The organism is Bisgaardia hudsonensis, assembly GCF_004345785.1.
Lineage (GTDB): Bacteria > Pseudomonadota > Gammaproteobacteria > Enterobacterales > Pasteurellaceae > Bisgaardia > Bisgaardia hudsonensis.
The window spans coordinates 35,838-60,664 of the sequence record NZ_SLXI01000001.1 but is presented as its reverse complement, the minus strand read 5'-3'; the positions used below and the strand labels follow the sequence as shown (position 1 = coordinate 60,664).

Sequence of the window (24,827 nt, the reverse complement as noted above, 5' to 3'; positions counted from 1 at the left end):
AAACAAAATCATATTGGGTTCCCTCACCCCAATTTATTAATTAAAAAGGTGTAAAAATGAAAACTATTTCTTCGATCGTTAGCGATCAACAAAAACGCTATTCGCTTATTATTCTAAGTTTATTCCATATTCTTATCATTACAGCAAGTAATTACTTAGTACAAATTTCTTTCGAAATGACATTACCTTTGCATTTACTTGGTTTAAATGATTTTTCGTTCCATACAACTTGGGGATCGTTAACTTTTCCCTTTATCTTTTTGGCGACTGACCTTACCGTTCGAGTGTTTGGAGCAAAAGAAGCAAGATGGATTATTTTTGTCGTAATGATTCCTGCACTGGTGATTAGTTATATTATTTCTACTTTATTTTCAGATACACAATATCAAGGAATGGTAGTGCTTACTCACTTTAATATGTTTGTATTCCGTATTGCCTTTGCAAGTTTTGCGGCTTATACCTTAGGTCAATTACTAGATGTTTATGTGTTTAACCGCTTACGTCAATTAAAAGCTTGGTGGGTTGCCCCTTCTTGCTCAATGATTTTCGGTACAATGGCAGATACATTTATGTTCTTCTCTGTGGCATTCTACGCAAGTAGTGATCCATTTATGGCTGAACATTGGGTTGAAATCGGCATTGTCGATTATCTCTTTAAACTTGCTATTGGTTTATTATTATTTGTGCCAGCTTATGGTGCATTACTCAGCTATATTGTGCGTAAATTAGGTTTACAAAGTCTGCAACCTAAATTGGCATAATTTCAAAACTTTCCCTTTCTATAAAATAAAGAATAATATAGAAAGGGAGTATTGTTATTTCAATTCTATTTCATCAACCATCAGAATTACGCTATAATCCCAACTCTCCTTACATAATGTAATAAAACGCATCAGAAATTAACTATTATGGCACTTATTGAATACAATCCTCCACAAACACCTTATTTAGACATTATTTATCACGATAATCATATTATGGTGATAAATAAACCGAGTGGTTTACTCTCCGTTTCAGGAAGTAAACCAAAGTATTATGATAGTGCAATGTCGAGAATTAAAGATAAATACGGATTTTGTGAGCCCGCTCATCGTTTAGATATGGCAACCAGTGGTATTTTATTATTTGCGATGAGTAAACTTGCTGATCGTGAGTTGAAACGCCAATTTAGAGAACGTGAGCCGAAAAAATATTATCGTGCATTAATATGGGGACATTTAAAAGAAGATCGTGGTACGGTTGATTTACCGCTTATTTGTGATTGGGAGAATCGACCACGTCAACGGATTTGTTTTCAAAATGGGAAAAGTGCGGTTACAAATTTTGAAGTTTTAGCTCGTTTACCGAATAACACAACTAGCGTAAAATTAACCCCTATAACAGGGCGTTCTCATCAATTACGTTTACATATGTTAGCACTTGGACACCCTATTTTAGGCGATAAATTTTATGCGAATCCCTTAGCTAAATCCTTATCTCCTCGTCTATGCTTACACGCAGAATCATTACAAATTAGTCATCCATTAACAAAAGAAACAATGCTTTTCCAAAAAGAAGCGGATTTTTCATTTTTAGATTTCTAATAAAAAATACTAATTAAATACAATCAAGGTTACCTAAGTGAAAGAAAATTTTATAGAAAACATTATCATCGGTGCTGGCGCTTCAGGATTATTTTGTGCAGGGAAACTGGCAAAGCACAAACAACCAACATTAGTGCTTGATAATGGTAAAAAGATTGGACGAAAAATTTTAATGTCCGGTGGTGGCTATTGTAACTTTACTAATCTTGATGTTAGCCCACAACATTATCTTTCACATAACCCACATTTTGTAAAATCTGCACTAGCACGTTTCACCCAATGGGACTTTATTGCTCAGGTTTTAGAATATGAAATTCCTTATCACGAAAAAGAACTGGGACAACTATTTTGTGATAATGGTGCAGAAGATATTGTATCAATGCTTGTTAATGAATGTGATCAACATAATGCGATTATTCAATTACGCCAAAATGTAGAAAGCATAGAACATATTGAAAATATAGAAGATATTGAAAAACCAGAAAATGCCCGATTTAAGCTACAAGTAAATAGCAAAACATATTATTGCCATAATTTAATTATTGCCACTGGCGGACTTTCTATGCCAGCCTTAGGTGCTACTGCTTTTGGATATCAAATTGCCGAACAATTTGGCTTGAACGTATTTTCACCGAGAGCAAGCCTTGTGCCATTCACTTGGAGAGAAACTGATAAATTTTATACCGCACTTTCTGGTATATCTCTACCCATTACTGTTACAGCCCAATCAGGAAAATCCTTTAGTAATAATATGTTATTTACCCATAGGGGAATTTCAGGTCCTGCTATTTTACAAATATCAAATTATTGGCAGGCTACAGAATCTGTCAAGATCGATTTATTGCCAAATCAAAATATCGTGGAATATTTACAAGCACTACGCTTAACATCACCAAAATTACAACTTAAAACAGCATTATCTCGGCTTTTACCATCAAAATTAGTAGAATTATGGTTAAATCAACAATTTTTCCAAGATGAAATATTAGCTCAATTAAGTAAAGTGCGGTTAAAAAATTTAGAGAATTTAATTCATCATTGGCAATTTTATCCTAATGGCACAGAAGGTTATCGTACCGCTGAAGTGACAATGGGAGGAATTGATACCAAAGAAATCTCTTCAAAAACAATGGAATCCAACAAAGTAAAAGGATTATATTTTATTGGCGAAGTCATCGATGTAACTGGTTGGCTCGGAGGTTACAACTTCCAATGGGCTTGGAGTTCAGCTTATGCTTGTGCAACAGGGATTATGGAAAAGTAGCAAGATAATTTTCTATGCTTTATGTTATTTTTAAACAAATAAAGGCAAACCTTTGGTTTGCCTTTTTATTAAATAATTAAAGATTAATTAAACTATCTACGACCGTCTTTTCTTGAGCGTTCGTTAAAAGTGCGGTTGCTTTTTTCTTTAAATTTACGTTCACCACTACCACTATTTCCACCACGAGAGCCACGATCATCACTACGGCGACCTCGTCCACCACGTTTATCGCTACCACGATCATTACGAGCTTCACCCTGTGATTCCCCCATAAACGACATTTGCATTTGTTTATTTAGAACACGTGTTTTACCAAATAGCTTTAACATATCTTTTGGTAAGCCTTGAGGTAACTCAATAGTTGAATAGTTATCATATAATTTAATATGTCCAATATTACGGCTATTAATATCACCCTCATTAGCAATAGCACCAACGATATGACGGACTTCAACACCATCCATTCTACCTACTTCAATGCGGTAAACATCCATAGCAGTAGGCTTTCCATAACCTCGACGCTCTGATGAGCGTGGATTTTCACGACGATCACCGCGTCTATCACCACTATCTCGATTAGAACGTTTATTGATAACAGGATCAACAGGTAGAATTAATTTTTTCTTACCTTGTAATAACATTAACATCGCTGCTGCAATATCTTCTTGATCTTGATCTGCGGTAAATAGATCTTCTAATAAACTACGATATTGTTCTAAATCACGATGTTCTAATTGCTTAGTGATTTCTACTACAAATTTTTTGCGACGACACTCTTGTAAAGCGAGATGATTTGGAATCTCTACTTCTTCAATAGCTTTTTTCGTCAAGCGTTCAATATTGCCTAATAAACGGCGTTCTCTTGGTTCAACAAATAATAACGCACGTCCAGCTCTTCCTGCTCGACCAGTACGACCAATACGATGAACATAACTTTCTGCATCTAATGGAATATCATAGTTAACGACTAAACTAATGCGTTCGACATCAAGTCCACGAGCTGCAACATCAGTCGCGACTAAAATATCTAAACTACCATTACGTAAACGATCTAAAGTTTGCTCACGTGCTTGTTGGGTCATATCACCATTAAGTGCTGCTGCTCTAAAGCCATAACGCTCAAGCAAAGCAGTAATATCTAATGTTCCTGATTTTGTTCTAGTAAAAATGATCGCGGCATCAAAATCTTCAACTTCCAAAAAACGCAATAAAGCATCATTTTTACGAAAACCGTGAACATACCAACAGCTTTGAGTAATATCAGGTGCAGTATTACCACTTGATTTAATTTTAATTTCTTGTGGGTCTGTCATAAAGCGTTTTGTAATACGACGAATAGGATCTGGCATTGTTGCAGAAAACAATGCTGTTTGATGTTTCTCTGGTAACTCTGCCATTACTGTTTCTACATCATCAATAAAGCCCATACGTAACATTTCGTCAGCTTCATCTAATACAATAAATTGTAATGCTGACAAATCTAATGTACCACGACGAATATGATCTAAAATACGTCCAGGGGTTCCTACTACAATTTGTGAACCTTGTCGTAATGCTCTTAGCTGAATATCATAACGTTGACCACCGTATAGAGTAACAATATTCATACCTTTATCAGCGTGCTTCACAAAATGCTCACAAGCATCGGCTACTTGGATAGCAAGCTCTCGAGTTGGTGCCATTACCAACATTTGTGGATGTTTTTTATTAATATCAATTTGTGCTAATAGTGGCAATGCAAAAGCTGCCGTTTTTCCACTACCAGTTTGTGCCATACCTAGAACATCTCTCCCAGCCAATAAATGCGGAATACATTCTTGTTGAATGGGTGAAGGGCTTTCAAAGCCTAGGTCAGAAATAGCGTTAAGGATAAATTTAGGCAAGCCTAAATCATTAAATGTGATTTTAGTTTCAGTCATTAAAAATTCTCGAATATAAAAAAGAAAGGCTCAATATGCATCTCTTTTGGTTTATAACTTGTTGTTCACTTTTTCGTTTTACAACACCGGTGCCATAAATTAAAGTAAGCAAATTTAAATAGCTCAATTTATAGCTTATTTGTTTTGAAATCGCTTTAATCTTGCGAGCTCTAACAATGCAAAACGATACTCAACAAAGTTATATACTTGATTTGCTACGGCAAGCTTAAACAAAGCTTCAGCTTTATTTAACTCCCCCATATTGAGTTGTTGTTTTGCTAGATAAAAATAAGTTTCAGTTAAAATCTCTGCATACTTTGAAGATGTAGATTGTGCAAAACCCTGTGCTTTCTTTTGCAATTCTTCAACTGATAATTCACCTAAATAATATTGGATAATATTGGTTCCCCAATAATCCTTAGATAAACCTACATAACGTTTACGTAGATTTACTAATGCATTTTTTGCATCAAATTTTAATTCATTAAAATATAGCCATAACACACGATAAGGATCGGTTTTATCCCCTTCATAAAAAGTGAGAAGATCCTTTTCTGCTAAGCTATATCGATTTGCATAATAAAAATTTAACCCTCGATTAAAATGAGCATACTCATATTCAGAATCTAATCCTATTAATGCATTAAAAGCTTCTGATGCACCATCATAGTCTTCATCAAGTAAAAGATAAAGCCCTAAATAGTTATATATTGATGCCATCTTAGGCTGTAAAGCAAGTGCTTGAGTAAAATCATACCTAGCTAATGCCCATAATCCTAAACTATCATAAAGAACACCACGTTCAAAATATAAACTAGCGCGTTCTTTATCACTCACCCGCCCAATAAGCAACATTTGGCTTATTCTAACAATCATAACCTCTTGTTCAAAATGGGTATTTGGATGTTGCTCAGAGAGCATCATTTCATTCTTAAGAATAAACGTTTTATCATTACTTGCGCAATTAGCAAGTAGAATGATAGAACATAATAAAACTAAGTATCTTACAAATACCAACAACTTTGATTGTTGTATCATTTTAGATAAGCCTTAAGCACAGATATTACTTTTATCCATAAAATATGAATAAAAATGATAGTTAAGTAAAATATACCTTTCGCTTAACTATCATACTACTTTAAATACTACTCTTCATTAAGAATAGTATCCGTTGTTTCTTCTTGCTTTGGAGTAACATCTTTCATTGTTAGACGAATACGTCCTTGACGATCAATCTCTACAACTTTAACAGCGACTTCCTGACCAACCGCAAGATAATCCGTGACTTTCTCAACGCGTTCTTCTGCGATTTGAGAAATATGTACAAGCCCCTCTTTATTACCAACTAAAGCAACAAAAGCACCAAAGTCAGCTAAACGCGTCACTTTACCTTGATAAATAGCGCCAGCTTCAACTTCTGCGGTAATATCTTCAATACGAGCCATCACTTCTTTTACTGCATTATTATCCACAGCAGCAATTTTAACTGTACCATCATCATCAATATCTATTGATGTGCCAGTTTCTTCAGTTAAAGAACGAATTGTTGCACCACCTTTACCAATTACATCTTTGATTTTCTTAGGATCGATCTTCATTGTATGGATACGAGGTGCAAAATCAGAAATATCATCTCTAGGTGTAGAAATAGCTTGCTCCATAACACCCAAAATATGCATACGAGCACTTTTTGCTTGGTTTAATGCAATTTGCATAATTTCAGCAGTAATACCTTCAATTTTGATATCCATTTGTAATGCGGTAATACCAGTACGTGTACCCGCAACTTTAAAGTCCATATCGCCTAGATGATCTTCATCACCTAAAATATCAGAAAGCACAACAAATTTATCTTCTTCTTTCACTAAGCCCATTGCAATACCAGCAACAGGTGCTTTAGTCGGCACACCTGCGTCCATTAATGCAAGGGAAGCACCACAAACAGACGCCATAGAAGACGAACCATTTGATTCTGTAATCTCAGAAACTACTCGCACTACATAAGGGAACTCAGATAATGCTGGCATAACAGCCGCAACACCACGTCTTGCTAAACGACCATGACCAATTTCACGACGTTTTGGTGAACCGATCATCCCTGTTTCACCTACTGAATATGGAGGGAAATTATAATGGAATAAGAAATGATCTGAACGCTCACCAGTGATCTCATCAATCGTTTGTGCATCTCTCTCGGTACCTAATGTTACCACTGCCAACGCTTGTGTTTCACCACGAGTAAATATAGCAGAACCATGAGTTCTTGGTAGCACACCAGTGCAAATATCCAATGCACGAATTGTATCAACTGTACGTCCATCAATTCGAGGTTCGCCATTTAAGATACGACTACGAACAATTTGACTTTCAAGTGCGGTAATAATATCAATAATTTTACCTTCCGTAATCGTTTCATCTTCTCCAGTTACTAACTGAGCAATCACATCTGCTTTAATAGCATCAATTTGTTCATAACGTGCTTGTTTTTCAGTAATACGATAAGCATCACCTAAACGGATTTCTGCTAATGTCTTAACTTTCTCAACTAATGCTACATTTGACTCTGGAGCAACCCAATCCCAACGAGGTTTACCTGCTTCTTTAGCAAATTCTTTAATCGCTTCAACCACAACTTGTTGTTGTTCATGACCAAATACAACAGCAGCTAACATTTGTTCTTCTGTTAAAATATCCGCTTCTGATTCAACCATTAATACAGCTTTGTCTGTTCCAGCTACAACAAGATCTAAACGACTTAATTTTTGTTCATTCATTGTTGGGTTTAACACAAATTGATCATTAATAAACCCAACTCGAGCAGCACCAATAGGGCCATTAAATGGGACGCCAGACAAAGAAAGTGCAGCAGAAGCCCCTATCATAGCAACTAAATCTGGGCTAATTTGTGGATTAACCGAAACAACCGTCGCTACAATTTGGATTTCATTAAAGAAACCTTCGGGGAATAAAGGACGAATTGGACGATCAATTAAACGGGCAATTAAAGTTTCACCTTCTGAAGGACGACCTTCACGTTTAAAGAACCCACCAGGAATGCGTCCAGCAGCATAAGTACGCTCCTGATAATTAACAGTTAAAGGGAAAAAATCTTGCCCTTCTCTTACTTCTTTTTTAGCCACAACAGTTACAAATACTGTTGTATCGTCCATACTAGCCATCACCGCTGCTGTTGCCTGACGAGCAATAGCCCCCGTTTCCAAAGTTACGGTATGCTGACCATATTTAAATTGTTTTACAATTGGATTCACTATGTTTTCCTTTTTTAATAAATTACACTAATACTTTATTTTCCAATTGCGACTAGCAAAAATAATCTAAAAAAGACGACGCTATTATGATTAAGAAAACTCTATTTTAAACGAGAAGTGAAGATCATTTTTGATAGTCGCACGCCAATAGGAAAACTAAAGCCCTGTTATTATACAGGGCTTTTCTATTTATTGGTAACTTTTTATTATTTTAAATGCTGAATGAGTAATTTAGCTAAAATATCATAGCCTTTTTCTGAGAAATGAACCCCATCTGTAGTTAACTCCTCTTTTATTTTTTGCTCTTGATCACAAAATAAGTTATATGTTTCAATAAAATTAACATTTTTTGGACAATGTAATTTCAAATAATCATTTAATTCTCTAATGACTTTATTATCTAGGTTATCTCTATCACGTACCGGCGTTAATTCTAAAAAATGATAATAAGAATTAGGTGAAATCTCTCTTAATTCATCTACAATTTCATTTAACCATAACCCAACATTCTCTGGAGAATAATCAAGTTCTTTGACAATGTCATTGACTCCTAAGAAGATAAATACATTTTCTCCAAGCTCTTTAATTCGCTTTGGACGAGTAATAATATCTAAATATTGAAAAGTGCTTATCCCAGAAATACCTAAATTTGCGACACGTTTATTTACAAACACATTCTTATATTGTGCTATATCAGACCACATATCAAATAAAGAATGCCCAATTAAAGAAATATTAGCATCCTTTTGGAATTCAAATTCTTTTTCTTGATAACGATAAAACATATCCTGATCAGATAACATTCCTAATTTTTGAATGTGTAATACTCTTGGTGGAATAATTTGATTTAATAGCATATTTTCCCCTTAATTAATCGATCAGTAATAAAAATAAAAAAGACCCCAATAAAGGGGTCTTATTCAAACTTAATTATTCAATCACTAATTTCTTACCATCGTAGCTCATTGTTCTAACAGCAGTTAATGCTTTACCACCATCAGTTTCACCACCAATTACAACAACTTTATTATTGTAAGATACTGCTACGCCATAACCTATATTTTGTGGGAAATTACCAACCACTTTCCAAGTGCCTTTTTTGCCATCTAAAGCATAAACTGCACTATGATAAGTTTTCTTCAATCCACCAGTACGATGAGCATCCATAATACCCTTTGCATAATTAGCACGAGCACCAGGGAAGTTAGCACCACCTGTTACAATATAGTTGCCATTTGTATAACCACCCATTGCACCGGCAATACCTTCTTGTTGTTTATAGCCTTCAGGTGCTGGTAAATCACCAAGTTTCTTCCAAGAAATACCATTTTTACCGATAGTACCTAACTCAGTAGTAGGGGTACGTAAACCAGCTTTAATTTCCCCATTAACAACCAATAACTTATCGCCTTTAAGACCTAATGCAGCCCCAGCACGACCTTGGTATGGGAAATAACCTTCATTGCGCCAGCTATTTTTCATCGGCTCATAACTTGCGATTTCAGATGAGAAGAAGAAATCTTGAGCACGCATATTAAAATACGGATCTAAAATATCTTTTTGTTTCGCTTTATCATCACCAGCAGCTGTTAATGCTTGGAATAAACCATTCCAAATTTCTTCATTCACACCACCAACAAAATAAATTTTTCCATCTTTCGTTACTGAACTTGCACCAACTGCAGTACGTGGAGAACGAGTATCTACTTTGCTCCAAGAATTATCTTCTGGATTATATACGTGAACATCATTGATAATTTGGTTATTTGCCACTTCAGTTTTTTGGAAACCACCAAATACATAAAGTTTACCATCAACACCAGCTGCTACAGGTTGGTTACGTGGACCACCAGGGAATGCTGGTAACTCTTGCCATTGAGCGTCTTTTTCTTTTAAATTAAGAGAGAAGAATTTATCTCCACCAGAACCTAAACCAACATAAACTGTATCACCAATCAATGCACCAGAACCACCTTTAATGCCAACAGGAAGATCTGGATATTGTCCTGCTTGAGCTGCAAATGCTGTCATCGCAACTGCTGCAAATAACGCTGTATGTAAAGCTGTTTTTTTCATAATGACCTCAATAAAAATTAATTCTATAAATAAATTATCGATCTTACAGAGTACTAGCTACCAATTTAAATCATTCAAATATCCCTCTTTATTGTAGAAAAGAGGGATAAAAAGAAGTTATTTAGTTAACGCATCAATTTCTTCAAATGCTTGTTTACCTAAATCACCATTTTTTTGTAAATATTCATCATAATACGGTTTTAATGCTTTTTTGAATGGAGCTAAATCAGGTTTAGTTACTGTCACACCTTTATCTTTGAAGAATTGAACAAGACTTGCTTCACCATCTACGAATAATTTAGTATGGAATTCAGCTGCTTTTAATGCGGCATCTTTCACAACTTGTTGTAAATCGGCAGGTAAATCTGCCATAGTTTCATTACTAACTAAATAAAGTTGGTCATTTAAAATATGGTTAGTTAATGCTAAATATTTTTGCACTTCATAGAATTTTTGAGCTTGGATTGTTGGTAATGGGTTTTCTTGTCCATCAACAGAGTTAGTTTGTAATGCTAAATACACTTCTGAGAACGCCATAGGTGTAGGTGAAGCACCAACATTTTTTGCGTATGCTAAGTTAGTTGCAGCATTAGGTACACGCAATTTTAATCCTTTCATATCTTCAATGCTGTTAATAGCGCGGTTAGATGTTGTTTGACGAGTACCATTGTAAGCGATAGCTAATAAATCTACGCCTAACTCTTTATTAATTTTTTTGAATAAATTCTTACCAAATTTTGTTTCTAATACTGCTTTTTTAGCAATATCAAAGTTAGGTAACATATATGGTAATGCAAACACTTCTGCTTCAGGATAGAAAATTTGGAAGCGAGCAGATTCACCTAAAGTGAAATCTAAAGCACCATCTTTCAATTGTTTTAACATTACACGGTCATCACCCAATTGTGCACTTGGGAAAATCGCAATTTCAATTTTACCATTAGATTTATCTTTTACTTCTTTAGCAAAGAACTCTACTGCTTTATATTCATTAGAGCTAGTTCCCGCAACCATACCAAATTTAAGATCATAATCTGCAGCAAAAACTGATGCTGACATACCAACGCACAATGTTGCTAATGCTAATTTATTTAATTTCATTGAAATTCTCCTGTTTAATGATTGAGAGATAATAGTTAATTGTCTAAGACATAGTTTTCAACTATGTGGTAACCTTAGTTGTTATTATAATAAATGAAGTAATATTTCATTACTGAGAATTAGATCACACTTTTAGAAAAAAAATAAAAAAATATTCGCCCCCTATAAAATTCTTATAAATTATTATATTTCAATAAAAAACACTCACCCTCTATATGAAGAAACACTCCATTTTATTTCTGATAGATACAAAAAATATAAAATTAATTATCTTAGTGCCAATTGAAATAATACGGACTCAGCTTGACAACTAAAATTAAATTTTGCATATAATTCAAAACCATTTTCAATCTCTAAAATTTGACTTTCAATCTCACAAGGTTCATTTTCAACAGAATGAGCTTTTTTCATTAATTGCTCCAGTACTTCCCTTGCTTCTTGCTCTGTAGAATAAACTTGTATTATCTCAAGACTTGTATCTTCATTATCAAACATTGCTGTAGTTTTCGTACGACAAGATCCTCGACAGCAATCAGCTTCATCACTAAATGTTTTCATTCTACTTCCAACTAAATAACTTTATATCAGTTCATTATACACCTAGCTTTAATAATATCATAATAAAATACCTATTATTAAAATAAAAGATGAGCATTACACTCATCTTTTCTATCATTAACTATCAATAATTATTAATTCATTGACTATTTCATTCTATACTCAAATTACTTATTACCCATCTCAATTACGGCATAATCAAATTAGGAATAAAAGTAATAATACTCGGGAAGAATGTAATTAATATTAATGTCACAAATATTGGCACTAAGAATGGTAACACACCTTTGGTTACTGTACTTACCGACATATTACCCACTCGAGCTACCACAAACAACGCCATTCCCATCGGTGGCGTTAAAATACCCACCATCATATTTAAGGTTGTCATTACTCCAAAGAACACTAAATCAATTCCAAAATGCACCGCTATCGGTATTAACATCGGTAATACTAAAAACTGTAATGCTAATGCGTCAATAAACATTCCCAAGAACAACAACAGTAAGTTAATCATTATTAATACCATTGTCGGTGTATCCGCTACCGCAACAAAAAACTCCGCGATTCGCATCGCAACCTGTTCACGTGCTATCATATCTCCAAAGAAAGTTACTGTCATTACCATCAACGCCGTTACACCCGTAATCGCCATTGCTTCTACGCAACTCTTAAAGAATAACTTTAATGTTAATTCTTTATAAACAAACATACCAATTATTGTTGAGTATGCTGCCGCAATTACCGCCGCCTCTGTCGGTGTAAATAACCCTGAGAAAATACCACCTATAATTAAAATTGGAGTTAATACCGCCCAAATCGCTTTCTTAAACGCTACACAACGCTCTTCTAATGTCGCTTTTGCTGTCTTTGGATAACCACGCTTTTTCGCCACAAAGTAGTTCATCGTCATTAACGCAATGGTAATTAATACGCCTGGCACAAACCCTGCTATAAATAATTTGGCAATAGACTCATTCGCAATAACACCATAAATAATCATCGCAATACTCGGCGGAACCAACGGTCCAATAATACAAGATGCTGCCGTTATCCCACCACAGATATCATCATCGTAACCCGCATCTCGCATCGCTTTGATTTCTAATTGCCCTAAACCACCCGCATCCGCTAAGGCTGAACCTGACATTCCAGAAAAAATCAAACTCGCACCAATATTAACGTGTCCCATTCCACCACTATAATGACCTAATAACGCTTTCGCAAAGTTAAAAATTCTTTCTGTTATCCCACCAGTATTCATTAAAATACCTGTTAAAATAAAGAACGGTACTGAAAGTAATGAGAAACTATTTAAACTATCCGTTAGCTTTATTGAAGCTGAATTTACTATACTCCAACGTGTCATCGCAAAATATAAGATTGTGGCAATAAATAATGACCAACCCACCGGTGAGCCAAGAAACATAATAATTAACCAAACCACTAGAACAACATAAACTGCATCACTACCCAATTTTACATAATTAGTGATTCTCAACGCCTTAAATAAATCAGGTTGGAAAAATAAAATCCCAAGTAATACCACTGTCAAAACTATATAAAATAATGGGGGTAAATGACTTAAATTATTTTTATAGTTTTCATTTTGTGCTTGTAAAAAACGGTAAAACATCAATACCGTAATTAACGGCAATGCCGCATATAACCATTTTTCTGATATCTCTAATGACACAATTTCAAAATTTGCATCTAAGAAAACTTTTAAACCTAAATGGAAAAATAAAAAAAGACAAATATATGTCAAGATTTGAACAAATGAATTAACCCCTTTTCTTACTCCCACTGGCATTTTATTGGTTAAAAAATCTATGTAAACGTGTTGTTGCGTCCTAGTCGCCATACTAATTCCAAACATACCTACATAGATAAATAATAACCTTGCTAATTCCTCACTCCAAATCAATGGTGAATCAAAGACTTGGCGCGAGACTATCTGTGCTAACAGTATCCCAAAAATAATCAGAAAAAGGGTTCCGCCTAGCCATTCTTCTAATTTGTTAATAAATTTCATAGAAACTCCAAAAATATCAATTACCTACTGATACTAAATTAAAGACACATTCCAATAATCGAAGTCTTTCACCATATATTTGTAATCGCTAATTACAATAATAAACAAATAATAACCATTATAAGCTATCTTCTATTTATTTTTTACATTATAAATGAAGTAAAATTTCATAAATGAGACATATATCACAATTTACTTTAAATTTTTAAAAAAATTATTTACCAATTTTTTTGGGATTAAAGAACATACTATAAAAAGAAAATATATCCATCATAATCTTGACGAATTGGTCTTACAAGCGTAACATTCGCCACAGTTTATTAGTAAGAGGACATACACTTTGGACAGTCACAGTCGATACCGATCGTCTTTAATCTAAATCTCGTCATTTTACTTATCGGCGGGATTTCGCGGGTAAGTTTCCATTACCTAATTTTATCAGGTATCTTTTAGTCAAAATAATTTTCCACAGCGTTGTGGTCAGCTATAATTTGATTTTATTGTTCCATCGGGTTTGTTCATAATCCTATAAGGAGTATGACAAAATGATTAATGCTTTTGCACTGGCAGACGCTCGCTTAATTCGTCTTGATGAAGGTATTTCCAATACCTTAAATGATGCGATTTGGATTGATTTACTTTCTCCAACAGAAGATGAACGTGAGGTCTTACAAGAAGGATTAGATCAAAACCTTGCGACTTTTCTTGAATTGGAAAATATCGAAGCATCGGCTCGTTTCTTTGAAGATGAAGATGGTTTACATCTTCACTCTTTCTTTTATTGTGAAGATGAAGACGACTATGCTGATTTAGAAAGTGTCGCGTTTACTATTCGTGATGGCCGTTTATTCACATTAAGAGATAGGGAACTTCCCGCTTTTCGTTTATATCGTATGCGTTCACGTAATCAACGTTTAAATGAATGTAATGCTTATGAAGTTTTATTGGATCTCTTTGAAACTAAAATTGAGCAACTTGCTGATGTTATTGAGAATGTATATTCTGATTTAGAAAAATTAAGCCGTGTTATTTTAGACGGAACACAAGGGGAAGCCTTTGATCAGGCTTTAGCAACCTTAACAGAGCAGGAAGATACCAGTTCAAAAGTACGTTTATGTTTGATGGATACACAACGAGCCTTGAGTTTCTTAGTGCGTAAAACTCGCTTACCGGCAAATCAGTTAGAACAAGCCCGTGAAATTTTACGAGATATTGAGTCATTGCAACCTCATAACGAGTCTTTATTCCAAAAAGTAAACTTTTTAATGCAGGCAGCAATGGGTTTCATTAATATAGAGCAAAACCGTATTATTAAGATTTTCTCAGTGGTATCCGTTATTTTCTTACCACCAACATTAGTTGCCTCTAACTATGGTATGAACTTTGGAAATATGCCAGAATTAGGCTTTAAATTTGGTTATCCAATGGCGCTTAGCCTAATGGCATTAGCTGCATTTGCACCCTATTGGTATTTTAAACGTAAAGGTTGGTTATAATGACACAATATAATTCTATCCAGTATTTAGTCAATTTAGCGATTGATATTTTAAGTTTTATTTTTATTCTGAGAATGTGGTTCCAATATTGTCGGGTAGATTTTTATAATCCCCTTTCTCAAAGTATCGCAAAAATAACTAATCCGATTATTAATCCGTTGCAAAAAGTTATTCCAACGGTAATGCGTATTAACTTTTCAGCAATACTAGTTGTATTCATTATTGGTATAGTAAAACTGCCATTAATTAGTTTCGGTCAAATTGAGTTACCTTTACTACTTTATGTGGTAGTTGGTTTGTTACATACGCTACGCGTATTTGGCGAAGCAATGCTTTACATTATTTTCTTTGGGGCGATTTCTAGTTGGTTTAATCAAGGCGCTAACCCAGTTCAATACCTTTTATATCAATTAGGTGAGCCATTATTAAATCCTATTCGCCGCATTTTACCAAAAACAGGAATGATTGATTTTTCACCTATGTTATTAGCCTTTATTCTCTTTTATGGAAATAGAGTGCTTTATGATATTTTAGGTACCCTTTGGGCTTTAGCATAAAAGTGCGGTTAAAAATAAGGATATTTTTTGTTAGCAGTAGAAAAAATTGGTGAAGATTTAAGGTTGCGTATATTTTTGCAACCCAAAGCAAGTCGAGATCAGATTGTTGGCTTGCACGATGATGAGCTTAAAATCACCATCACTGCTCCGCCAATAGATGGCAAAGCAAACGCACATCTTTTAAAGTTTTTGAGTAAAACATTTAAAGTCCCCAAAAGTGCAATTATTTTAGAAAAAGGGGAATTAAATCGCCATAAACAGATTTTAATTCCCGCTCCTAAAATGATTCCTGATGAACTTTCTACATTATTAAAAAGTTAATAGGCAATTTGCTTGTTTCTGTAAATAACCTTTCCTGCAATTTTACAAAATTTTCTCTAATTAATTCTTAATAATAGACCGATTACATAGTACACTAGGGAATATTAATTTTATTTTTTATCAAGTAACAAGGGGATAAAATGAAACCTTATTTGATTGCACCCTCTATTCTTTCTGCTGATCTTGCTCGTTTAGGTGAAGATGTGGAAAATGTATTAAAAAATGGTGCGGATATTATTCATTTTGATGTAATGGATAACCATTATGTACCAAATTTAACTTTTGGTCCGGCTGTTTGTAAGGCTCTAAGAGATTATGGTATTACAGCACCGATTGATGTGCATTTAATGGTGAAACCTGTCGATCGTATTATTCCTGACTTTGCAAAAGCAGGTGCAAGTTATATCACTTTCCATCCAGAAGCTAGCGAACATATTGACCGCTCTTTACAACTTATTCGTGATTGTGGTTGTAAATCTGGTTTAGTGTTTAACCCAGCAACACCTTTAAGTTATTTAAATTATGTAATGGATAAAGTGGATATTATATTGCTGATGTCGGTTAATCCTGGATTTGGTGGACAATCTTTTATTCCTGCGACTTTAGAAAAATTAAAACAAGTACGCAAAAAAATTGATGAAAGTGGTTATGATATTCGCTTAGAAGTAGATGGCGGTGTAAAAGTCAATAATATCGCAGAAATTGCTCAAGCGGGGGCGGATATGTTTGTTGCTGGTTCAGCCATTTTTGATCAACCTGACTATGAAACGGTCATTACCGCAATGCGTCAACAATTAGCAAGTGTAACAAGATAAATTAGGATATATAAATGACTCAACAAATAAAATTAATTGGCTTTGACTTAGATGGCACATTAGTCAATAGCTTGCCTGATCTTGCTCTTTCTGTAAATTCAGCATTAGCCGAAGTAGGCTATCCTAAAGCACCAGAATCTCTCGTATTAACTTGGATTGGTAATGGGGCAAATATTCTAATTGCACGTGCGTTAGAATGGGCTGAAAAAGAAACAGGTAAAAAACTTGATGAAGCAAACATTAACCAACTAAAAGCACGGTTTGAGTTCTATTATGGTGAAAATCTTTGTAATATTAGTGTGTTATACCCAAATGTAAAGGCAACATTGGAAACATTAAAAGCGCAAGGATATTTATTAGCAGTTGTAACCAATAAACCAACCAAGCACGTTAAACCTGTTTTATCGGCTTTTGGTATTGATCATTTATTTGATGAGATGCTTGGCGGTCAATCCTTGCCAGCCATTAAACCACACCCTGCTCCACTTTATTATTTATGTGGTAAATTTGGTTTATATCCAAAACAAGTGCTTTTTGTTGGTGATTCCAAAAATGATATTTTAGCCGCCCATTCTGCTGGCTGCCCAGTTGTTGGTTTAACTTATGGCTATAATTATAATATTCCAATTTCGGAAGCCCATCCTGATTGGGTATTTGATGACTTCGCTGATATTTTAAAAATTATTAAATAAGGAAATAAGAATGACTAAACCCGTTGTACTAAGTGGCGTGCAGCCTTCTGGCGAATTAACTATTGGTAATTATTTGGGTGCATTACGCCAATGGGTAAAAATGCAAGACGATTACGAATGTTTATTTTGTATCGTTGATCAACACGCGATTACAGTACGCCAAGATCCAGAACAATTACGTAAAGCAACCTTAGATGTTTTAGCTCTTTATTTAGCTTGTGGAATTGATCCACAAAAAAGTACAATTTTCATTCAATCTCAAGTACCTGAACACGCTCAACTTGCTTGGGTATTAAATTGCTATACTTATTTTGGTGAAATGGGACGTATGACACAGTTTAAGGATAAATCCGCTCGCCACGCTGAAAATGTAAATGTTGGATTATTTACTTATCCTGTATTAATGGCGGCGGATATTTTACTTTACCAAGCTAATCAAGTGCCAGTTGGAGATGATCAACGTCAACATTTAGAAATTACTCGTGATATTGCTCAACGTTTTAATAGTTTATATGGCGATAATATGTTTGTAATACCTGAAGCATTTATCCCTAAAGCGGGAGCAAGAGTAATGTCATTACTCGAACCTGAAAAGAAAATGTCTAAATCCGATGAAAACCGAAATAATGTGATTGGTTTATTAGAAGATCCTAAAGCAGTTGCCAAGAAAATTAAACGTGCCGTTACCGATTCCGATGAGCCACCTGTTGTACGTTATGATACCGCTAATAAAGCAGGCGTTTCTAATTTATTAGATATTTTATCTGGAGTAACAGGAAAATCTATCGCCGAATTAGAAGCAGAATTTGAAGGCAAGATGTATGGTCATTTAAAAGGTGCGGTTGCCGATGAAGTGTCTAAAATGCTAATGGAATTACAAGAACGTTTTTATCATTTCCGTAATAATGAAACATTACTGAAAGAAATTGCTATAGCAGGTGCAGAAAAAGCACGTCAACGTGCCAAAGTAACATTAGACAAGGTATATCAAGCTGTTGGTTTTATTAATTATTGATCGCTAAATGGTAATTCAATTAAGCATTAATTAAATAAAAGCAGTCTGATTATAAAATAAAAAGTGCGGTTTATTTTTTACTTATTTTGAATAATAAATGAAAGTAAACCGACTTACGATAATAAAGAGTCAAACAATGCGAATATTCATTTTTATTCTTTTAGGTGTTTTAACGTTGTTTCAATATGAATTTTGGTTCGGAAAAAATGGTTATATTGACAACCAAAAAGTGCTTAAAGAAATAGCCATTCAAAAAGTAGAAAATGATAAATTAAGACAAAGAAATGATGCGATTTTTGCAGAAATTAAAGATCTTAAAAATGGAGTGGCAGCTATTGAGGAGAAAGCAAGAATGGAACATAAATTAATGAAATCAAATGAAATTTTTTATCGTGTCATTAAACAGTAAATAATCCAAAATAATGAGAAAAATAATCGCACTTGTTCCTGCTGCTGGCATAGGTAGTCGTATGCAAGCAGATAAGCCTAAGCAATATCTTAAAATTAATGGTAAAACAATTTTAGAATATACCGTTGATAAGTTATTAAAGCATAATAATATAAATACTGTTATTGTGGCTATTGCTGAAAATGATCCCTATATAAAAACATTAGATTTATTCAGTAACCCTAATGTTACTTTTGTTACTGGAGGGAATACGCGTGCTAAATCAGTATTAAATGGCTTGTATTACATCAATAAGCATTTTGATGACGCTTGGGCGTTAGTCCACGATGCCGCTCGCCCTTGTATTACTCATCAAGATATTGACAAATTACTCGCAATAAAAGAAAAGTGCGGTGCAATTTTAGCTAAACCTGCAATAGATACAATTAAACGAGCAACTCGACACAATACTATCCAAAATACTGAAAATAGAAGTGAATTATGGCTTGCTCAAACACCACAGTTTTTTCCAGCAGATATATTAAAAAATACATTAGAAAATGCAATAAAAAATGGTGATGAAATTACAGATGAAGCCTCCGCAATGGAACTCGCAGGATTTCAACCGCATTTGGTGATTGGAAGAAATGATAATATAAAAGTAACCAATCCAGAAGATCTTGCATTAGTTTCATTTTATTTAAACAATTAAACTTTAAAGTAATAGAGGCTCTTTATTATGGCAGTAGAAAATGCAAATCAACTTGTTAGTGTGGTAACACTACTAGCTGCTGCTGTTGTTGCAGTACCATTATTCAAACGCTTAGGCCTAGGCTCTATATTAGGCTACCTTGTTGCCGGCTTAGTTATTGGTCCCTTTGGACTCGGCTTTGTAAATGATTCCCAAGGTATTATCCATATTGCTGAATTAGGTGTAGTTATGTTCTTGTTCATTATTGGACTAGAAATGAAACCGTTGCATATTTGGGGATTACGTCATCATATTTTCTGTCTAGGTAGCTTCCAAATAACCGTTTGTATGTCTATCCTTATAGGAATTGGCATATTATATGGTCTAGATTGGAAAATTGCCTTTGTTGCAGGTGCAGGATTTACCCTTTCCTCTACGGCGATTGTAATGCAAGAACTACGAGACCGAGGAAATATGACCTCTTCTCGTAGTCAGCGTATTATTTCTATTTTACTATTCGAAGACTTGTTGATTGTACCATTACTTGCATTTGTTACCTTTTTAGCGCCAGATAAAATAGATAATCCTGATCCAATTTGGTTAAAGCTTACAATTCCAATAGCATCTATTGCTATTTTAATTGTGATAGGTTTATGGCTTTTAAATCCATTATTTAAAATTCTCGCTAAAACAAAAATAAGAGAAGTAATGACCGCAGCCGCATTATTAGTTGTTCTGGGATCAGGCTTATTAATGGAAATTGGCGGTTTATCAATGGCAATGGGTGCTTTTCTTGCAGGCGTGCTACTTTCAGAGTCAAGTTTCAGGCATCAACTGGAAGCAGATATAGAACCGTTTAGAGGATTATTACTTGGTTTATTTTTCCTAAGTGTTGGGATGTCCTTAGATCTTGCTATCGTAGCAAATAACCTCGCTCTTATTGTTATTGGAGTATTGCTTTTTGTGTTAGTCAAAACCTCATCGGTTTACCTTGTAGCAAGAATAACTGGAATGAACAATGCTAGTGCTATTGAACGAGCAGTTACTATGTCGCAAGGTGGTGAATTTGCCTTCGTACTTTTTACTGCTGCCACAACTCGATATGTCATCAATCCAGAACAGCAAGCAACGATGACGGCTATTGTTGTACTTTCTATGTTGCTAACACCATTATGGATTATCCTATATAAAAAATATGTCATTCCAAATTTGAAAAAAGAGAGCTTTGAACAAGAAAGCGATCATATTGAAGAACAACATCCTACGGTCTTAATTGGCTTGGGGCGATTTGGTCAAGTAGTCAATAGGTTGTTATTAATGACTGGGCATAAACCAACCATTATTGACAAAAATGCGTCTTTAATCGCTGGTATGAAAAAATTGGGTGTTAAATGTTATTATGGCGATGCAAGCCGCCCCGAATTACTTCAAGCCGCAGGTGTAGCTAATGCGGAATTACTTATTATCGCTATTGATGATAAACAGCAAGCAATTCGTATTGTAGAATTAGCGAAAAAAATTAATCCACAAATTAAAATTATTGCTCGAGCTTATGACAGAGTCCACGTTTATGATCTTTATAATGCAGGAGCAGATATTCAGATTCGTGAAACCTTTGATTCTGCACTTAGGACTGTTGAAAAAACATTACGGGCTTTTGGTATGGAAAAAGAGATGGCAAGGGAAATTACCGAAGTTTACTTTTATAAGGACAGACATAATATAAAACTAACTTCTGAGATTTATGACCCAAAAATCTCACATTTTGACAATAAAGAACTTATTCGCCTTTCCCTTGATATTGACCAAGAGATTATGGCTGAAATACAACAAATTATCCATAAAGAAGATTGATAAAGAAAAAAGAACAAGGAAAAAGAATGATAAGAATTGGTCATGGTTTTGATGTTCACGCTTTCGGTGGTGAAGGTCCTATTATTATTGGAGGTGTAACTATTCCTTATGAAAAAGGCTTAGTTGCTCATAGTGACGGCGATGTAGCATTACATTCATTAACAGATGCACTATTAGGTGCAATAGCACTTGGGGATATTGGTAAATTATTCCCTGATACAGATATGCAATATAAGGGAGCGGATAGTCGTGAATTATTACAGATAGCTTACCAAAACATATTGAAAAAAGGTTATAAAATAGGGAATATTGATGTCACTATCATTGCTCAAGCACCGAAAATGCGTCCATATATTGATGATATGCGTCAAGCTATCGCTGAAACATTAAATTGTGAAGTCGAACAAGTAAATGTTAAAGCGACGACAACAGAAAAACTAGGATTTACGGGGCGTGGCGAGGGTATTGCCTGTGAAGCAGTAGCCTTATTAGTTAAATCGTAAAATATAGTAATAGCACATCATAAAAATAGCAAAATATAAATATAAATATAAATATAAATATAAATATAAATATAAATATAGAGAAAATAATGAACTTAGCTTATTTACAAACGCCACCAAAACAAACCGCACTTTTAAAATCAGAATGCACTGATTTTATCGTTAAAGAGGAACTTGGCTACCAAATATCAGGGGAGGGAGAATTTGTTGCATTAAAGGTGAGAAAAACTAATTGTAATACGCTTTTTGTAGGAGAACAGTTAGCAAAATTTGCGGGCATTTCCTCTCGGAATATGGGGTATGCGGGCTTGAAAGATCGTCAAGCGGTTACTGAACAATGGTTCTGCCTACAAATGCCTGGTAAACCTACCCCTGATTTTAGTCAATTTCAACTTGATGGCGTAGAAATCTTAGCGGTTACTCGCCATAATCGGAAAATTCGTATTGGTAGTCTCAAAGGAAATCATTTTGAAATCTTACTGCGTAATGTTGTTGAAACCGATGAATTAAAAGTGCGGTTGGAAAATTTAAAGAATTATGGTTTTCCTAATTATTTTACCGAGCAACGTTTTGGTCGTGACGGGCATAATTTAACCCAAGCATTACGTTGGGCAAAGGGTGAAATTAATATTAAAGATCGTAAGAAACGTAGTTTTTATTTATCTGCCGCAAGAAGTGAAATATTTAATTTAGTGGTATCTGAACGAATTAATCAACAGCTAACAAATACTATTCTTGAAAATGATATTTTACAACTTACAGGCTCGCATAGCTGGTTTTCAGCAACGAAAGAGGAAGACTTTTCCGCTTTACAAGAACGATTAAAAACACAAGATATTCAATTAACAGCTCCATTGGTTGGCGATATGCCACAGTTAGCTTGTGAACTAGAAAATCAAATCGTTACACAACATCAAGATATTTTGAATCTGATGAAAAAAGAGCGTGTAAAACCGGCTCGTCGCCCAGTATTAATGCAAGCCCAAAATTTGAATTGGCAGTTTAATCATCAAGGGCTTACTATTAGCTTCTTTTTACCAACAGGTAGCTATGCTACGGCGTTGATCAGGGAATTAGTAATAATTTCAGAAGAATAAAAGATAAAAATAAGGAAAAATTAATGCACATTCTACTATCTAATGATGATGGTATTCACGCCGAAGGAATTAAGATTTTAGCGGATGAATTAAGAAAAATTGCTCAGGTAACTGTTGTAGCTCCAGATAGAAATCGTAGTGCTGCCTCAAGCTCACTTACCCTAGTTGAACCATTACGTCCAATTAAATTACCAAATGGTGACTATTGTATTAATGGTACTCCCGCTGATTGTGTCCATTTAGCATTAAATGGTTTTTTATCAGGTCAAGTAGATTTAGTTGTTTCAGGTATTAATGCGGGTGTCAATTTAGGTGATGATATTATTTATTCTGGCACAGTTGCTGCCGCCCTTGAAGGTCGTCACTTAGGCTTACCCGCTATTGCGGTTTCTTTAGATGGTCGCTTATATTATGAAACTGCTGCTCGTGTAGTTTGTGATCTAGTCCCTAAATTACATAGTAAAATAGTAAAAACAAGAGAGATATTAAATATTAATGTGCCAGATGTCCCCTATGAACAGCTTCAAGGAATTAAAGTTTGCCATTTAGGTCATCGTTCCGCTGCCGCTGAAATTATTAAACAGACTGATCCAAGAGGTGAACATATTTACTGGATTGGTCCAGCAGGACTTGCGGAAAATAAACAGCAAGGTACTGACTTTCACGCCATTGAAAATAATTATGTTTCTATTACGCCTATTCAAGCAGATATGACCGCTTATCATTCGCTAGATACTTTACAAAATTGGCTAGAAAGTAAATAATACAATGATTTTACTGATAAAAATAAGTATAAATATTTGGAATAACTATCAATGAATATTTTCGGGGCAATGTATGATAAAACGATGCAATGGTCTAAACATCGTTTTGCAACTTTCTGGCTTACTTTTGTAAGTTTTATAGAAGCGATTTTTTTTCCTATACCAGCTGATGTGATGTTAATTCCAATGTCAATGTCGCAACCTAAGCAAGCAACTAAGCTTGCTTTATACACAGCCATTGCCTCTATGCTCGGCGGTATGATAGGCTATGCTATCGGCTATTATGCCTTTGATCTGGTGTCTGACTATATTCAACAATGGGGTTATCAACATCATTTAGATACCGCTATCTCTTGGTTTACAAAATGGGGAATATTAGTTGTTTTTGTTGCTGGATTTTCACCAATACCCTATAAGGTATTTACCATTTGTGCAGGTGTAATGCAAATGGCATTTATTCCTTTTATAATTACCTCATTTATTTCAAGATATGCAAGATTTTTACTGGTAGCAAAATTAGCCGCTTGGGGTGGAGAAAAATTTGCGGCGAAATTACGTAAATCTATTGAAATTATTGGCTGGTCAGTCGTGGCGTTAGCTATAATAGCCTACTTACTGTTAAAATAATTTAGGATAAATATGAATAAATTACTTTTTTTATTGTCTATAATCTTAGGATTGGTGGCTTGTGCTACTCAAAAACCAAAAGATGAAAATTTGTTGCCTTCAGGTATTATGCAACCCGTTGACTATCAAGGAAAGGATAAAATCGACCTGTTTCCTGAAATAAAAGAGCAGGCTATACAATCAAATATGAATTAATGGAGAA

25 protein-coding genes are annotated in these 24,827 nt (G+C 34.6%); 17 read left to right on the top strand and 8 right to left on the bottom strand.

Annotated features, from left to right (window positions below):
* Positions 1 to 56: 56 nt before the first annotated feature.
* From EV697_RS00310 to EV697_RS00300, 3 genes are all read left to right on the top strand, one after another.
* Positions 57 to 761, top strand: a complete 705-nt coding sequence (locus EV697_RS00310; RefSeq protein WP_132021382.1) for a 7-cyano-7-deazaguanine/7-aminomethyl-7-deazaguanine transporter — start codon at positions 57 to 59, stop codon at positions 759 to 761.
* Between the two features lie 147 nt (positions 762 to 908).
* Entirely contained in the window at positions 909 to 1,583 is a 675-nt protein-coding gene (gene rluA / locus EV697_RS00305) for a bifunctional tRNA pseudouridine(32) synthase/23S rRNA pseudouridine(746) synthase RluA (protein WP_132021380.1), read from the top strand.
* A gap of 37 nt (positions 1,584 to 1,620) precedes the next feature.
* Positions 1,621 to 2,847, top strand: coding sequence for a BaiN/RdsA family NAD(P)/FAD-dependent oxidoreductase (locus EV697_RS00300; RefSeq protein WP_132021378.1), 1,227 nt, complete (start codon positions 1,621 to 1,623; stop codon positions 2,845 to 2,847).
* Between the two features lie 92 nt (positions 2,848 to 2,939).
* On the opposite strand, the gene EV697_RS00295 is transcribed toward EV697_RS00300, so the two are convergent.
* The 8 genes from EV697_RS00295 to EV697_RS00260 all read right to left on the bottom strand — a co-directional run bounded on the left by EV697_RS00295 (position 2,940) and on the right by EV697_RS00260 (position 13,805).
* Positions 2,940 to 4,766, bottom strand: a complete 1,827-nt coding sequence (locus tag EV697_RS00295; RefSeq protein ID WP_132021376.1) for a DEAD/DEAH box helicase — start codon at positions 4,764 to 4,766, stop codon at positions 2,940 to 2,942.
* A 135-nt stretch (positions 4,767 to 4,901) separates the two neighbouring features.
* A complete protein-coding gene (gene nlpI, locus EV697_RS00290; RefSeq protein WP_132021374.1) occupies positions 4,902 to 5,804 on the bottom strand; it encodes a lipoprotein NlpI in 903 nt (300 codons plus the stop codon).
* A 107-nt stretch (positions 5,805 to 5,911) separates the two neighbouring features.
* Entirely contained in the window at positions 5,912 to 8,035 is a 2,124-nt protein-coding gene (gene pnp / locus EV697_RS00285; protein WP_132021372.1) for a polyribonucleotide nucleotidyltransferase, read from the bottom strand.
* A gap of 206 nt (positions 8,036 to 8,241) precedes the next feature.
* Complete coding sequence (locus EV697_RS00280; RefSeq protein WP_132022271.1) at positions 8,242 to 8,838, bottom strand: GDSL-type esterase/lipase family protein; 597 nt, start codon at positions 8,836 to 8,838, stop codon at positions 8,242 to 8,244.
* Between the two features lie 127 nt (positions 8,839 to 8,965).
* Complete coding sequence (locus EV697_RS00275) at positions 8,966 to 10,111, bottom strand: N-acetylneuraminate epimerase (RefSeq protein WP_132021370.1); 1,146 nt, start codon at positions 10,109 to 10,111, stop codon at positions 8,966 to 8,968.
* 117 nt (positions 10,112 to 10,228) lie between these two features.
* Positions 10,229 to 11,212, bottom strand: coding sequence for a sialic acid TRAP transporter substrate-binding protein SiaP (locus tag EV697_RS00270; protein WP_132021368.1), 984 nt, complete (start codon positions 11,210 to 11,212; stop codon positions 10,229 to 10,231).
* A 267-nt stretch (positions 11,213 to 11,479) separates the two neighbouring features.
* Positions 11,480 to 11,770: a YfcZ/YiiS family protein gene (locus EV697_RS00265; protein ID WP_132021366.1), complete on the bottom strand. Its 291-nt coding sequence runs from the start codon at positions 11,768 to 11,770 to the stop codon at positions 11,480 to 11,482.
* Positions 11,771 to 11,957: 187 nt separating this feature from the next.
* Entirely contained in the window at positions 11,958 to 13,805 is a 1,848-nt protein-coding gene (locus EV697_RS00260) for a TRAP transporter large permease subunit (RefSeq protein ID WP_132021364.1), read from the bottom strand.
* A 545-nt stretch (positions 13,806 to 14,350) separates the two neighbouring features.
* On the opposite strand from EV697_RS00260, the gene corA reads away from it, so the two are divergent.
* The 14 genes from corA (at position 14,351) to EV697_RS00190 (ending at position 24,820) form a co-directional block, all read left to right on the top strand.
* The gene (gene corA / locus EV697_RS00255; protein WP_132021362.1) at positions 14,351 to 15,301 is read left to right on the top strand and encodes a magnesium/cobalt transporter CorA; all 951 of its coding nucleotides are present in this window, start codon (positions 14,351 to 14,353) and stop codon (positions 15,299 to 15,301) included.
* Positions 15,301 to 15,858 (top strand): YggT family protein, encoded by a 558-nt coding sequence (locus EV697_RS00250; protein ID WP_176672782.1) that lies wholly within the window; start codon positions 15,301 to 15,303, stop codon positions 15,856 to 15,858. The genes corA and EV697_RS00250 overlap by 1 nt, the downstream gene beginning before the upstream one ends.
* A gap of 27 nt (positions 15,859 to 15,885) precedes the next feature.
* Complete coding sequence (yggU, locus tag EV697_RS00245; protein WP_132021360.1) at positions 15,886 to 16,179, top strand: DUF167 family protein YggU; 294 nt, start codon at positions 15,886 to 15,888, stop codon at positions 16,177 to 16,179.
* A gap of 140 nt (positions 16,180 to 16,319) precedes the next feature.
* Positions 16,320 to 16,994, top strand: coding sequence for a ribulose-phosphate 3-epimerase (gene rpe / locus EV697_RS00240; RefSeq protein WP_132021358.1), 675 nt, complete (start codon positions 16,320 to 16,322; stop codon positions 16,992 to 16,994).
* Between the two features lie 14 nt (positions 16,995 to 17,008).
* A complete protein-coding gene (locus tag EV697_RS00235; protein WP_132021356.1) occupies positions 17,009 to 17,686 on the top strand; it encodes a phosphoglycolate phosphatase in 678 nt (225 codons plus the stop codon).
* A gap of 10 nt (positions 17,687 to 17,696) precedes the next feature.
* Entirely contained in the window at positions 17,697 to 18,701 is a 1,005-nt protein-coding gene (gene trpS, locus EV697_RS00230) for a tryptophan--tRNA ligase (protein WP_132021354.1), read from the top strand.
* Positions 18,702 to 18,837: 136 nt separating this feature from the next.
* Complete coding sequence (gene ftsB, locus EV697_RS00225; protein WP_132021352.1) at positions 18,838 to 19,110, top strand: cell division protein FtsB; 273 nt, start codon at positions 18,838 to 18,840, stop codon at positions 19,108 to 19,110.
* A 13-nt stretch (positions 19,111 to 19,123) separates the two neighbouring features.
* Positions 19,124 to 19,801 carry a 2-C-methyl-D-erythritol 4-phosphate cytidylyltransferase gene (ispD, locus tag EV697_RS00220; RefSeq protein ID WP_132021350.1) on the top strand — a complete coding sequence of 226 codons (678 nt, stop codon included), beginning with the start codon at positions 19,124 to 19,126 and terminating at the stop codon, positions 19,799 to 19,801.
* Positions 19,802 to 19,828: 27 nt separating this feature from the next.
* Positions 19,829 to 21,634 carry a monovalent cation:proton antiporter-2 (CPA2) family protein gene (locus EV697_RS00215; RefSeq protein WP_132021348.1) on the top strand — a complete coding sequence of 602 codons (1,806 nt, stop codon included), beginning with the start codon at positions 19,829 to 19,831 and terminating at the stop codon, positions 21,632 to 21,634.
* Between the two features lie 26 nt (positions 21,635 to 21,660).
* Complete coding sequence (gene ispF, locus EV697_RS00210) at positions 21,661 to 22,137, top strand: 2-C-methyl-D-erythritol 2,4-cyclodiphosphate synthase (protein ID WP_132021346.1); 477 nt, start codon at positions 21,661 to 21,663, stop codon at positions 22,135 to 22,137.
* An 89-nt stretch (positions 22,138 to 22,226) separates the two neighbouring features.
* Positions 22,227 to 23,234, top strand: a complete 1,008-nt coding sequence (gene truD, locus EV697_RS00205; RefSeq protein ID WP_132021344.1) for a tRNA pseudouridine(13) synthase TruD — start codon at positions 22,227 to 22,229, stop codon at positions 23,232 to 23,234.
* Positions 23,235 to 23,257: 23 nt separating this feature from the next.
* Complete coding sequence (gene surE / locus EV697_RS00200; RefSeq protein WP_132021342.1) at positions 23,258 to 23,998, top strand: 5'/3'-nucleotidase SurE; 741 nt, start codon at positions 23,258 to 23,260, stop codon at positions 23,996 to 23,998.
* Positions 23,999 to 24,049: 51 nt separating this feature from the next.
* Positions 24,050 to 24,625, top strand: a complete 576-nt coding sequence (locus EV697_RS00195; RefSeq protein WP_132021340.1) for a YqaA family protein — start codon at positions 24,050 to 24,052, stop codon at positions 24,623 to 24,625.
* Between the two features lie 12 nt (positions 24,626 to 24,637).
* A complete protein-coding gene (locus tag EV697_RS00190) occupies positions 24,638 to 24,820 on the top strand; it encodes a hypothetical protein (protein ID WP_132021338.1) in 183 nt (60 codons plus the stop codon).
* The last annotated feature ends 7 nt before the right edge of the window (positions 24,821 to 24,827 follow it).

Bases quoted from the DNA above. Each gene is read 5' to 3' on its own strand.
- EV697_RS00265 (WP_132021366.1), bottom strand. From the start codon at position 11,770: ATGAAAACATTTAGTGATGAAGCTGATTGCTGTCGAGGATCTTGTCGT.
- trpS (WP_132021354.1), top strand. From the start codon at position 17,697: ATGACTAAACCCGTTGTACTAAGTGGCGTGCAGCCTTCTGGCGAATTA.
- corA (WP_132021362.1), top strand. From the start codon at position 14,351: ATGATTAATGCTTTTGCACTGGCAGACGCTCGCTTAATTCGTCTTGAT.
- EV697_RS00295 (WP_132021376.1), bottom strand. From the start codon at position 4,766: ATGACTGAAACTAAAATCACATTTAATGATTTAGGCTTGCCTAAATTT.
- ftsB (WP_132021352.1), top strand. From the start codon at position 18,838: ATGCGAATATTCATTTTTATTCTTTTAGGTGTTTTAACGTTGTTTCAA.
- EV697_RS00215 (WP_132021348.1), top strand. From the start codon at position 19,829: ATGGCAGTAGAAAATGCAAATCAACTTGTTAGTGTGGTAACACTACTA.
- EV697_RS00250 (WP_176672782.1), top strand. From the start codon at position 15,301: ATGACACAATATAATTCTATCCAGTATTTAGTCAATTTAGCGATTGAT.
- EV697_RS00190 (WP_132021338.1), top strand. From the start codon at position 24,638: ATGAATAAATTACTTTTTTTATTGTCTATAATCTTAGGATTGGTGGCT.
- EV697_RS00235 (WP_132021356.1), top strand. From the start codon at position 17,009: ATGACTCAACAAATAAAATTAATTGGCTTTGACTTAGATGGCACATTA.
- EV697_RS00195 (WP_132021340.1), top strand. From the start codon at position 24,050: ATGAATATTTTCGGGGCAATGTATGATAAAACGATGCAATGGTCTAAA.
- EV697_RS00260 (WP_132021364.1), bottom strand. From the start codon at position 13,805: ATGAAATTTATTAACAAATTAGAAGAATGGCTAGGCGGAACCCTTTTT.
- EV697_RS00275 (WP_132021370.1), bottom strand. From the start codon at position 10,111: ATGAAAAAAACAGCTTTACATACAGCGTTATTTGCAGCAGTTGCGATG.
- EV697_RS00280 (WP_132022271.1), bottom strand. From the start codon at position 8,838: ATGTTATCTGATCAGGATATGTTTTATCGTTATCAAGAAAAAGAATTT.
- surE (WP_132021342.1), top strand. From the start codon at position 23,258: ATGCACATTCTACTATCTAATGATGATGGTATTCACGCCGAAGGAATT.
- ispF (WP_132021346.1), top strand. From the start codon at position 21,661: ATGATAAGAATTGGTCATGGTTTTGATGTTCACGCTTTCGGTGGTGAA.
- EV697_RS00310 (WP_132021382.1), top strand. From the start codon at position 57: ATGAAAACTATTTCTTCGATCGTTAGCGATCAACAAAAACGCTATTCG.
- truD (WP_132021344.1), top strand. From the start codon at position 22,227: ATGAACTTAGCTTATTTACAAACGCCACCAAAACAAACCGCACTTTTA.
- rpe (WP_132021358.1), top strand. From the start codon at position 16,320: ATGAAACCTTATTTGATTGCACCCTCTATTCTTTCTGCTGATCTTGCT.
- EV697_RS00270 (WP_132021368.1), bottom strand. From the start codon at position 11,212: ATGAAATTAAATAAATTAGCATTAGCAACATTGTGCGTTGGTATGTCA.
- rluA (WP_132021380.1), top strand. From the start codon at position 909: ATGGCACTTATTGAATACAATCCTCCACAAACACCTTATTTAGACATT.
- nlpI (WP_132021374.1), bottom strand. From the start codon at position 5,804: ATGATACAACAATCAAAGTTGTTGGTATTTGTAAGATACTTAGTTTTA.
- ispD (WP_132021350.1), top strand. From the start codon at position 19,124: ATGAGAAAAATAATCGCACTTGTTCCTGCTGCTGGCATAGGTAGTCGT.